This window comes from Streptomyces sp. NPDC002671, from assembly GCF_053592475.1.
Window position 1 is genome coordinate 341,638 of the sequence record NZ_JBSFVU010000008.1, and the last position, 10,665, is coordinate 352,302.

A 10,665-nucleotide genomic window follows, 5' to 3' on the forward strand; every position below is an offset into this window, starting at 1 on the left:
TCAGGCTCCCGCGGGCAGTGCGCTGTTGACGAGGTCGAGGAACTGGCGGGGCGTCTTGCAACGCTCCGCGTCGGGGGGCATCGGCGCTCCGTGCCGGTTCTCCAGCTCGCCGACGATGCCGAGCAGGCCGAGCGAGTCGACGCCGATGGCGTCGAAGCCGGCGTCGCACCGCTCCTGGAGTTCGTCCGGCGGGACGGTGACTCCGGCGGCCTTCTTCATCAGCTCGGACAGCTCTTCCACGGTGATGCGGTCACTCATAGGTTCCCTCTCCTTCGGGACGTGCTCCGGACGCCTCGTTACGAGGCTCCGGCGGCGCCGTGCCGCAGCACGAGCGCCGAGTTCGACCCCATGAGTCCCCGGCTGAGGACCAGCGCCGTACGCAGTTCGGCGGCGCGGGCGCGGCCGGTCACGAGGTCGAGGTCGTGGCAGATGTCGAAGACACCCGGGGTGGGCGGGATCAGGCCGTGTTCGAGCGCGAGCACCGCCGCGGCGGTGTCCAGCACGGGTGCCGCGCAGTAGCCGCGGCCGATCCCGGTCTTGGGCGCCGTGACGGGCACGCGCCGGCCGTGCGCGCCGAGCGCGTCGGCGATGGCGAGGGCCTCCGCCCGGTCGGCCTCCGGCACGCCGAGGGCGTCGGCGAAGACGACGTCGACCTCCTCCGGGGCGCACCCCGCCTCGTCCAGGGCGCCGCGGATCGCGTGCGCGAGCCCTTCCCTGGACTCCGCCCAGCGGGAGGCGCCGGTGAAGGTCGCCGCGTGTCCGTCGAGGGTGGCCCGCACGGGCAGCCCGCGCCTCTCGGCCGAGGCCGCCGCCTCCACGACGAGCATGGCGCCGCCCTCGGCCGGTACGAAGCCGCAGGCGCCGTCGGTGAACGGGCGGTAGGCGCGGGCCGGGTCCGCCTCGGGACTCAGCTCCTCGTAGCCGAGCTGGCACACCATCGAGTAGGGGGCGAGGGGCGCCTCGGTGGAGCCGGCCACGATCACGTCGGTGCCGCGCCGCACGGCGCGGGCCGCGTGGGCGAGCGCGTCCAGGCCGCCGGCCTCGTCGGCGGCGACCACCGAGCAGGGGCCCTTGAAGCCTCGCCGGATGGAGATCTGGCCGGTGCTGGCCGCGTAGAACCAGGCGATGGACTGGTACGGGCCGACGAACCGGCTGCCCTTGCCCCACAGTTGCTGCAGCTCCCGCTGGCCGAACTCGCCGCCGCCGGAACCGGCAGCGGTGACCACGCCCACGGACATCGGCGCGGCGTCGGTGTCGGCCCGGCCGAGCCGGGCGTCCTCCAGCGCGAGGTCGGCCGCGGCCATGGCGAAGTGCGTGAAGCGGTCGGTCTGGACCAGGAAGCGCTCCTCGACCGCCGCCGTCGGCTCGAAGTCGCGGACCTCGCCGGCCACGCGCAGCGGCAGGTGTTCACAGCCCTCGCGGGTGACCCGGTCGAGGACGCTGATGCCCTCCTTGACCGACTTCCAGTAGGTCTCCGTGCTGGTTCCGTTGGGTGCGACCACGCCGATGCCGGTGACGGCCGCGCGCCGCGAATGCGGTTCGCTCATCGTGTCCTCATCCCCCTGCCAGGTTCAGGTTCGTCGGGTCAGTACCACCGCGGACTGGAAGCCGCCGAAGCCGCTGCCCACGGACAGAACGCCGCTCAGCGTCCGCTCACGGGCGGTGCGCGGCACGTAGTCCAGGTCGCACTCGGGGTCGGGGGTCTCGTAGTTGGCGGTGGGGGGTACGACCTGGTGGGCCAGGGCCAGCACGCAGGCCACGACCTCTATCGCGCCGATGGCCCCGAGGGAGTGGCCCACCATGGACTTGATGGAGCTCATGGGGGTGTCGTAGGCGTGCTGTCCCAGGGCCCGCTTCACCGCGGCGGTCTCGTGGCGGTCGTTCTGCCGGGTGCCCGAGCCGTGCGCGTTGACGTAGTCGATGGCGGTGGGGTCGAGGCGGGCGTGGTCGAGGGCGACCTCGATCGCCTGGGCCATCTCCAGGCCCTCGCTGGTCAGACCGGTCATGTGGTAGGCGTTGCCGAAGGTGGCGTAGCCGCCCAGTTCGCAGTACACGTGGGCACCGCGGGCCCGGGCGTGCTCCAGCTCCTCCAGGACGAGCACCGCGCCGCCCTCGCCCATGACGAAGCCGTCACGGTCGTTGTCGAAGGGCCTCGACGCGTGCGCGGGGTCGTCGTTGTTGGGGGACGTGGCCCTGATCGCGTCGAAGCACGCCATGGTGATCGGTGAGATCGGCGAGTCCGAGGCACCGGCTATGCAGACGTCGGCGCGGCCCTCCTGGACGGTGTGGAAGGCGTAGCCGACGGCGTCCAGGCCCGAGGTGCAGCCGGTGGACACCGTCTGCACCGGCCCCTGGGCGCCGAAGCGTTCCGCCACCGCCGAGGCGAGGGTGCTCGGCGAGAACGCCCGGTGCAGCTGCGCGCCCGCCTGCCGGTGGTCCACGTCCCAGCGCTGCCCGGCGCTGCTGACCAGGACGTAGTCGTGCTCCAGGCGGGTGGTGCCACCGACGGCGGTGCCGAGCGAGACCCCGACCCGCCAGGGGTCCTCCCGGCCGAGGTCGAGACCGGAGTCCCGGACCGCCTCCTCCCCGGCGACCAGGGCGAACTGTATGTAGCGGTCCGCCCGTTCGACCTGCTCGGCGTCGAGTCCGTACGCCGCCGGGTCGAAGTCGCACTCGGCCGCTATCCGCGACCGCAGCCCGGCGGGGTCGAAGAAGGTGATGCCGCGCGTCGCCGTACGGCCCGCCGAGAGCAGGTCCCAGAACGCCGTTGCCCCGATCCCGCCCGGGGCCACGATGCCTATGCCGGTGACGGCCACCCGCCGGGTCATGAACGGACCTTCGCCCGGTCGGCCGGCTCGGCGGCGACGACGGCCGAGAGGGGTGTCTCCTCCGTGTCGACATGGCCAAGGCTCGGACGCGGGGCCAGCGGCCCCAGGTGGAAGACGATCCGCGCCTCCACGTTGCCCACGTTGCGGAACCGGTGGCGCATGTGGGCGGGGATCATCAGCCCCTGCTCCGGCTGGAGCGGGTGGGGCTCGCCGTCCAGGTCCACCTCCAGCTGCCCGCAGACGACGTACACGAACTCCTCGGAGTACGGGTGGTAGTGCTCGCCGATGCGGTCACCGGGCTGCACGATGGCCACGCCCATGAAACCGCTGGTGGAGCCCACCGTGGCCGGGGTGAGCATGGCGCGCAGATCGCCGCCGCGCCGGGTGTTGGGCTCGACCTCGCTGAGGTCCACGATCTTCGGAAGGGGTTTGATCACGACGTTCCTCCGTGGGTGTGCGACGCCTGGCGGGGTTCAGGCGTCAGGCGAGCGGCGGTCGGTGATGGACTCCATGCGGACGGCGTCGGCCGCGAGCAGTTCCTTCAGCTCGGCCGCGGGACCGGACTTGGCGCCGGACTTCGGCAGGCCGGTTTCGGCGCTCTCGTCGTCGCGTACGTCGATCAGCCGTACGACGACGTCGTCGCGCTGGAAGATCGTGCTGCGCAGGACCGGGCTCGCATGGTCCTCCGCCGCCTGCGCGTCCTGCTTGGCGAGCAGCTCGGCCAGCCGCATCCCGCGGCCCGGCCGGGCCGGGTAGTACAGCGCGTGCCGCCGGCCCTCTGGGAGCTCGTCCGCGGTGACGTGGTGCACGGCCGGCAGCGCCGCCCGGGTGAAGAACATCCGCGCGGAATCCTGGTCGTCCAGGTCGCGGTGCTGCTCCAGGTACGGGTTGATGGCCTGCTCGACGGCCCGCACCTCGGGCTGCCGGGCGACGTGGCGCAGGGCCGCGAGCAGGTCGCCGCGCACCTCGATGGCCCGGACCACCCGGTTGCCGTGCATGAACAGGGAGGTGCGGCACAGCCGGGTGGTCTCGTCGACGCGCGGCTCGGGCGAGGCGTAGTCGGCGAGGATCTTCGCGACCTGGGGCTCGCTGCCCGGCTTGACCGTGAAGGTGAGCGCGTGCCGGAGCACGCCGTCGCCGATCCGCGGCAACGTCTGGAGCCGGCGCCCGGGCCGGGCCGAGGCCGCTTCGGTGCCCGTCTCGCGCACGACGTGGAAGCGCAGCGAGCGGGTGTCCCGGACACAGCTGTGCAGCGGCTGCACCATCCGGACGTGCTCCTCGCTGTTCACCCAGGCGAGGAACGGCGGGGCGCTCTCCCACTCGCTCGTGATGAGCCATTGGGAGGGATTCTCGATCGACTGGCACAGCTGGTCGCTGATATGGCCGGGCACCGAGGCGACCTGGTTGCACAGTTGCTCATAGGCCTCCAGAAACTGCTGCTGGGCGCCGTCGTAGACGTCCACCAGAAGGACGACCCGCAGGTGGGAGCCGTCGAACACGGACTGGGAGACCCGCTTCGACGCCCGCCGTCTCAGCTGTTCCGAATGTTCCGCCGTGGTGGTCATGCTGCACACATCTCCTTTACGGGGCAGAGGCGGACGTCGGTCGCCGAGGACGCGACGTCAGCGTTTTTTGATCCTGTTCCGGTCCGCCGTTACGCGCGACTCGCGTGAACCAGGCGGGTGATTAGGCGCGCCGAACCCCTCGGACGCCCCCTCGTACAGGGCATGGAAAATCAGACACCTCAGATGTATCTAATTCATCCGACATATCCGATACGCCCGACACCCTCACCCTTGCCTCTGGAGTCGTTGATGCAGCAGAAAGCCGATCACCAGGTGCCCGTCCTCGTCGTGGGCGGCTCTCTCGTAGGCCTGTCGCTGTCCCTGTTCCTGGGCCGTCTCGGCGTACGGCACATGCTGGTCGAGCGGCATTCCGGGACCTCGATCCACCCGCGCGGACGCGGCAACAACGTGCGGACGATGGAGCTGTTCCGGGTGGCCGGCATCGAACCGGACATCAAGACGGCGGCCTCGCTCCTCGCCGAGAACCACGGCATCCTGCAGACCCCGACCCTGGTCGGTGACGCCGGGGAGTGGCTGTTCAAGGAGATCGACCCGGGCGGCGGGCTCGCGAAGGTCAGCCCCACGGGGTGGTGCCTGTGCAGCCAGAACGACCTGGAACCGGTGCTCCTGAAGCACGCCCGCGCGCTCGGCGGCGACCTGCGGTACTTCCACGAGCTGGAGTCCCTCGCGCAGGACCCCGAAGGAGTGACGGGCTACGTCCGGGACCGCGACACCGACGAGCTGTACAGGGTCCGCGCGGACTACCTGGTCGCGGCCGACGGCCCGCGCAGCCCCGTCCGCAACCGGCTCGGCATCGGGCAGAGCGGCCCCGGCGACCTCTTCGCCAACGTGAGCGTGACCTTCCGTTCCAAGCTGCTCGCCGACACCGTCGGCGAGCGGCGTTTCATCTGCTGCTACCTCACCGACCCCGAGGCCGACGGCGCCCTGCTGCCCGTCGACAACAAGGAGAACTGGGTCTTCCACGCCCCGTGGCACCCCGAACACGGCGAGAGGCTGGACGAATTCACCGAGGACCGGCTCCGGCGGCACATCAGCCATGCCGTCGGCGTCCCCGACCTCGATGTCGAGATCACCGGCAAGGCGTCCTGGCGGGCCGCCGAACGCGTCGCCGACGCCTACGCGGCCGGCCGGGTCCTCCTCGCCGGCGACTCGGCCCACGAGATGTCACCGACCGGCGCGTTCGGCTCCAATACCGGCATCCAGGACGCCCACAACCTGGCCTGGAAGCTGGCCGCCGTCCTCGGCGGCTGGGCCGGCCCCGGGCTGCTGGAGACCTACGGCACCGAGCGCCGGCCGGTCGCCCTGGCCACCAGCGCCCGGGCTTCGGCCCGCTCCGTGGAACACAGCCACCCCGGCTTCGCGCCCGCCCCCGGCATCGGCGCCGGCGCCGGCAAGCGTGGCGGCATCCTCAACGTCGTCCTCGGCTACCGCTACCCGCAGGGCGCGGTTCTGGGCGCCGACCCGGACCAGCCGGTCGTACCCGAGGGGCTGCGCCTGACCGGCGAGCCCGGCAGCCGGGCCCCGCACCTGTGGCTGCGCCGCGCGGGCGAGCGGCTCTCCACGCTCGACCTCTACGAGCGGTCCGTGGTGCTGCTCAGCGACGCCACCTCGGCGGCGGGCACGGCCTGGCACGCCGCCGCCCGCCGCATCGCCGACGCGGAGGGCCTGCCGCTGGAGGCGTACCGCATCGGTGCGGGGGCACAGGCGGATCTGTCGTACGACGCGGACGACGACTGGGCCGCCGTGCACGGGACGACGGCCGACGGGGCGGTGCTGGTGCGGCCGGACGGCTACGTGGCCTGGCGCGCGCCCGGGGCGGTACGGGATCCGGAGGCCGAGCTGCGGGAGGTCCTGGCGGCGGTGCTCCGGACCCGCTGACCCCCTGCCGTACTACGTCAGATCCGCACTTCGACCGTCTGCGCGAGCCGGTCGTGCAGGCCACGGCCGTCCCGGTCCCAGACCAGGGCCGGGACCGCCAGGCAGAGCAGGAACGTGCGCAGCAGGGTGCGAAGCGGGTTGACCGTGCCGGTCCGCAGGGCCACGACCCGGAGGCCGAAGAGGCGCTTGCCCGGGGTGAAGCCGAGCGTGCCGACCGTGAGGGCGCTCATCACGAAGAAGACGATCAGCGCCCAGTTGCTGGTCCCGGGGCTGTAGCCATGCGTGATCAGGCTGTATGCGATCAACACGCACAGGCCCCAGTCGACGACCAGCGCGCCGAGGCGCCTGCCGGGCCGGGCGATCGAGTTCGGTCCGCTCTCCGGGAGGCCGAGCTGCTCGCCCCGGTATCCGAAGTCGGCACCGGCGTCTTCCAGCGCCGCGCGGGGGCCGGAGAGCCACGATCCGATTACTCGCCTGTTGTCCACCCGTCAACGGTACTGCCCCCGGAATCGGCTGGGTCCCATAGGGGTGTGTCGGGGCTACGGTGGAACGGTGGCCGGTTAACTTCTGCGAAACAAACGGGTCACGCCCGAGAAATCACCCGTCCCTAGGGTCGAGACCAGCGTGTGCCACCGCACTGGCCGCACGAACGATCTACCGCCCCGGCGAGGACGGTCGGGAGTAGGAGGAGCTGGATGTTCCAGAACGCCGACGAGGCCAAGAAGTTCATCGCGGACGAGGACGTCAAGTTCGTCGACGTCCGGTTCTGCGACCTGCCGGGCGTCATGCAGCACTTCACGGTGCCCGTCGAGGCGTTCGACCCGGACGAGGAGCTGGCCTTCGACGGCTCGTCGATCCGCGGCTTCCAGGCCATTCACGAGTCCGACATGGCGCTGCGCGCCGACCTGTCCACCGCCCGCGTGGACCCGTTCCGCCGGGACAAGACGCTCAACATCAACTTCTTCATCCACGACCCGATCACGGGCGAGCAGTACTCCCGTGACCCGCGCAACGTGGCGAAGAAGGCGGAGGCGTACCTGGCGTCGACCGGTATCGCGGACACCGCGTACTTCGGCCCCGAGGCCGAGTTCTACGTCTTCGACTCCGTCCGCTTCGCGACCGGCGCGAACGAGTCCTTCTACCACATCGACTCCGAGGCGGGTGCCTGGAACACCGGTGCGGTCGAGAACAACCGTGGGTACAAGGTCCGCTACAAGGGCGGCTACTTCCCGGTCCCGCCGGTCGACCACTTCGCCGACCTGCGCGCCGAGATCTCCCTGGAGCTGGACAAGCAGGGCCTGAAGGTCGAGCGCCAGCACCACGAGGTGGGCACCGCCGGCCAGGCGGAGATCAACTACAAGTTCAACACGCTGCTCGCCGCCGCCGACGACCTCCAGCTCTTCAAGTACATCGTGAAGAACGTGGCCTGGCGCAACGGCAAGACCGCGACCTTCATGCCGAAGCCGATCTTCGGCGACAACGGCTCGGGCATGCACGTGCACCAGTCGCTGTGGACCAACGGCGACCCGCTGTTCTACGACGAGGCCGGCTACGCGGGCCTGTCGGACACCGCCCGCTACTACATCGGCGGCATCCTCAAGCACGCCCCGTCGCTGCTGGCCTTCACCAACCCGACGGTGAACTCGTACCACCGTCTGGTGCCGGGCTTCGAGGCGCCGATCAACCTGGTGTACTCGCAGCGCAACCGCTCGGCTGCGATGCGTATCCCGATCACGGGTTCGAACCCGAAGGCCAAGCGCGTCGAGTTTCGCGCGCCCGACTCCTCCGGCAACCCGTACCTGGCCTTCTCGGCCCTGCTCCTCGCGGGCCTGGACGGCATCAAGAACAAGATCGAGCCGGCCGAGCCGATCGACAAGGACCTCTACGAGCTGGCTCCCGAGGAGCACGCGAACGTGGCCCAGGTCCCGACCTCGCTGCCGGCCGTCCTCGACTCGCTCGAGGCCGACCACGAGTTCCTCCTCCAGGGCAACGTCTTCACGCCGGACCTGATCGAGACGTGGATCGACCTCAAGCGCACCCAGGAGATCGCGCCGCTGCAGCTGCGTCCGCACCCGCACGAGTTCGAGCTGTACTTCGACGTGTGATATCGCCCCAGGTCAGAGCGGGTTTCCGCTCCCCTGGGCCGTCTGTGGGCCGTCGGCCGTGTCCTTCCTCGCTGGAAGGGCACGGCCGACGGCCCGTTTCGGGCCCCTCGTCGCGAACGGCGGTCGAGAGCCATGGCCCCGCCGCCGCTCAGGTCAGCGCATCGGCTTCGCCGGGGCCGGTGACCGCATTCGGTACGCCGAACGCGGCGTCGATGGCCTTACGGGCACGGTCCCGACTGTTCGGCATGAGGTGCGTGTATGTCCGGAGCGTGAATCCCGGGTCGGAGTGACCGAGGTACTCGGCCAGGGCCTTGATGTTCTCCCCCGAGTCCAGCAGCACCGATGCGTAGTAATGCCGCAAGGCGTGCATGCCGTGTTCACGCGACGGCTTGAACCGCTCTCCAGGCACCCGTTCCGGGATGACGCCGGCGGCAATCAGGGCGGGCTTCCACAGGTACATGTTGAAGTAGTTCCGGTTCAGGGCCTTACGCTCCCGCGAGTAGAACAGCAACTTCGCTGTGACCGGCGGGCCGTCCGGGGTCTTCCACGGCAAAGTGACGTCGATAGGGGGCCGACGTGTGATGTGCGCAGCAAGCGCGTCCGACACCACGTCGGGCAGCGGCACGTCTCGAAGCTTGCCGCCCTTGGGCGGGGCGAACACCATCTGCGGGCCGACCAGCTTGACTTGTCGCACGACGTGCACCGCTCCCCCGACGAAGTCGACTTCGTCGACAGCAAGCCCGAAAATCTCGCCCTGCCGCAAACCGCACCCGGCACCGACGTCGACGGCCGTCGCGTATTGGCTCGGTAGTCCGCCCCGGACGGCGACCACCCGGTCACGCGTCCACGGCTTGATCTTCCGCCGGTCCAGCTTGGGCGCCCGCACGGAGCCTGCGCGGCAGGGGTTCCGGGCCAGAATGCCGTCGTCGACGGCGGCGCCGAACACAGCGGAGACGTTCGCGAAGACCGTCCGCTGATACGACGCTGCCATCCCGGAGTCTGCAAGGGCCCGTGCCCACGTGCGGATATGGGCGGGTTGGAACGCGCTCAGGGAGCGAGAACCGATGTAGGGGAAGGCGTGCAGCCGGAACCTCAGCTCCATGTTCACGATGGTGGAAGGGTCCGTGGTCTGGGATGCCAGCCACTGAGTGGCGAACTCCCTGAACGTCTCCTTGCCGGCCGACGGATCGACGTACTGGCCACGGGTCATGTCAGCCGCGATCTGCGTCAGCCACGCCTCTGCGAGTCGCTTCTGTTTGTCCGGGAAGGACTTGCTGCGTTCGCTTCCGTCCGGGGCGACGTAGCGGGCCCGGTAGCGCAAGCCCGTCCCGTACCGGTCGGTCTTTGCCCTGATCGTCTTACCGTTGGAGGCCGTCTCGGTCTTGTACCAACGGTCTTGGATGTGGCCAGCCATACGGCGGCGGTCCTCTCGACATGCAGCAGGGAGAGCCGCCCGCTGCGGCTCTCCCTGCTGTCTTGGGTGTGGTTGGCTACGCGGCGTCCTGGCAGGCGCTCTTGCGCTGGCTGACGTAGGCGCGCACGTCGGCTGGGTCATAGCGGAGGTGCTTACCGATCCGGAAGCCGGGCGGTCCGGTGCGCTTCCTGCGCCACTGGTAGACGGTTTCGAGCGGCACGCCGAACATGTCGGCGATGTCGTCGGGGGTGAGGTACCGGTCTGGGAGACCGTCGCGGAGGGTCACGCGGGGGTCGCTCGCGACAACGGTCGGCACGTTGAGACCTCCAGAGAGGGAGGAGCCTGCGAATGGAGTTGGATTCAGTGGCCCAGCAGCCTGCGTCTGTCCGAGGTGCGGATTTCTGCGTCATCGCGTCACGCACGTCATTTGTGGGTCTGACCTGCTGTTATGCGGTGACGCGGGCTGCTTGGGGCGTGTCACAGGGCGTGGCGGGGCTCTGTCACGCGTGACGTGGGTGACGCGAGATGACGCAGGTGTCGGCCGTCTGCGTCACCGAACTAGCCCCAGGCCAGGGGCCGTTTTCTGGTCCGTGGTGACGTGGGTGACGCAGCGTCTCTTCTCTTAGGAAAAAAGAAGGGGGGTGGTGTCTGTGGTGGTGCGCGGCTCAGGACGTGAAGAAGGAGCCGCTTAGCGGCGCGACTTGCAGCAGCGGCGGCAAGCCGCCGGAACAGCAAGAGGAGCACGCTGGTCGCGGGGTGTGTTGAGCGACTTTCAAGATGCCCATGTCGCGGGCAGCTTTGCGGCGTTGATCATGCCGACGAGTTCGGTTGCATGCCGGCGGGGTTGGGGTGTT

Annotated in this window: 10 protein-coding genes; 2 read left to right on the forward strand and 8 right to left on the reverse strand. The window is 70.1% G+C overall.

The genetic code is table 11. The features are described from left to right. From ACWD35_RS15475 to ACWD35_RS15495, 5 genes are read right to left on the reverse strand one after another with little or no spacing between them, the layout of a single operon-like run. Complete coding sequence (locus ACWD35_RS15475; RefSeq protein WP_451351718.1) at positions 1-258, reverse strand: acyl carrier protein; 258 nt, start codon at positions 256-258, stop codon at positions 1-3. A 38-nt stretch (positions 259-296) separates the two neighbouring features. After that, complete coding sequence (locus tag ACWD35_RS15480; RefSeq protein WP_451351719.1) at positions 297-1,547, reverse strand: ketosynthase chain-length factor; 1,251 nt, start codon at positions 1,545-1,547, stop codon at positions 297-299. A gap of 24 nt (positions 1,548-1,571) precedes the next feature. Beyond that, positions 1,572-2,828: a beta-ketoacyl-[acyl-carrier-protein] synthase family protein gene (locus ACWD35_RS15485; RefSeq protein ID WP_451351720.1), complete on the reverse strand. Its 1,257-nt coding sequence runs from the start codon at positions 2,826-2,828 to the stop codon at positions 1,572-1,574. Continuing rightward, positions 2,825-3,265 carry a cupin domain-containing protein gene (locus tag ACWD35_RS15490; protein WP_451351721.1) on the reverse strand — a complete coding sequence of 147 codons (441 nt, stop codon included), beginning with the start codon at positions 3,263-3,265 and terminating at the stop codon, positions 2,825-2,827. Before ACWD35_RS15490 ends, ACWD35_RS15485 begins: the two co-directional genes overlap by 4 nt. 36 nt (positions 3,266-3,301) lie before the next feature. Next, complete coding sequence (locus ACWD35_RS15495) at positions 3,302-4,393, reverse strand: SchA/CurD-like domain-containing protein (protein WP_451351722.1); 1,092 nt, start codon at positions 4,391-4,393, stop codon at positions 3,302-3,304. Positions 4,394-4,642: 249 nt separating this feature from the next. Between ACWD35_RS15495 and ACWD35_RS15500 the strand changes: the two genes are divergently transcribed. Continuing rightward, complete coding sequence (locus ACWD35_RS15500; RefSeq protein WP_451351723.1) at positions 4,643-6,292, forward strand: FAD-dependent oxidoreductase; 1,650 nt, start codon at positions 4,643-4,645, stop codon at positions 6,290-6,292. Positions 6,293-6,309: 17 nt separating this feature from the next. Here ACWD35_RS15500 and ACWD35_RS15505 read toward each other — a convergent pair whose 3' ends face one another. Further along, positions 6,310-6,777, reverse strand: a complete 468-nt coding sequence (locus ACWD35_RS15505; RefSeq protein ID WP_451351724.1) for an RDD family protein — start codon at positions 6,775-6,777, stop codon at positions 6,310-6,312. 210 nt (positions 6,778-6,987) lie between these two features. Between ACWD35_RS15505 and glnA the strand changes: the two genes are divergently transcribed. Continuing rightward, a complete protein-coding gene (glnA, locus tag ACWD35_RS15510) occupies positions 6,988-8,397 on the forward strand; it encodes a type I glutamate--ammonia ligase (protein ID WP_451351725.1) in 1,410 nt (469 codons plus the stop codon). 148 nt (positions 8,398-8,545) lie between these two features. Here the strand turns inward: glnA and ACWD35_RS15515 are convergent, their stop codons facing one another. Continuing rightward, on the reverse strand, positions 8,546-9,811 hold the full coding sequence (locus tag ACWD35_RS15515; protein ID WP_451351726.1) for a tyrosine-type recombinase/integrase: 1,266 nt from the start codon (positions 9,809-9,811) through the stop codon (positions 8,546-8,548). A gap of 76 nt (positions 9,812-9,887) precedes the next feature. Continuing rightward, entirely contained in the window at positions 9,888-10,127 is a 240-nt protein-coding gene (locus ACWD35_RS15520; protein ID WP_451351727.1) for a helix-turn-helix domain-containing protein, read from the reverse strand. Positions 10,128-10,665 lie beyond the last annotated feature (538 nt).

Coding starts and splice junctions, on each gene's coding strand:
- ACWD35_RS15500 (WP_451351723.1), top strand. CDS start 4,643: ATGCAGCAGAAAGCCGATCACCAGGTGCCCGTCCTCGTCGTGGGCGGC.
- ACWD35_RS15485 (WP_451351720.1), bottom strand. CDS start 2,828: ATGACCCGGCGGGTGGCCGTCACCGGCATAGGCATCGTGGCCCCGGGC.
- ACWD35_RS15515 (WP_451351726.1), bottom strand. CDS start 9,811: ATGGCTGGCCACATCCAAGACCGTTGGTACAAGACCGAGACGGCCTCC.
- ACWD35_RS15480 (WP_451351719.1), bottom strand. CDS start 1,547: ATGAGCGAACCGCATTCGCGGCGCGCGGCCGTCACCGGCATCGGCGTG.
- ACWD35_RS15475 (WP_451351718.1), bottom strand. CDS start 258: ATGAGTGACCGCATCACCGTGGAAGAGCTGTCCGAGCTGATGAAGAAG.
- glnA (WP_451351725.1), top strand. CDS start 6,988: ATGTTCCAGAACGCCGACGAGGCCAAGAAGTTCATCGCGGACGAGGAC.
- ACWD35_RS15495 (WP_451351722.1), bottom strand. CDS start 4,393: ATGACCACCACGGCGGAACATTCGGAACAGCTGAGACGGCGGGCGTCG.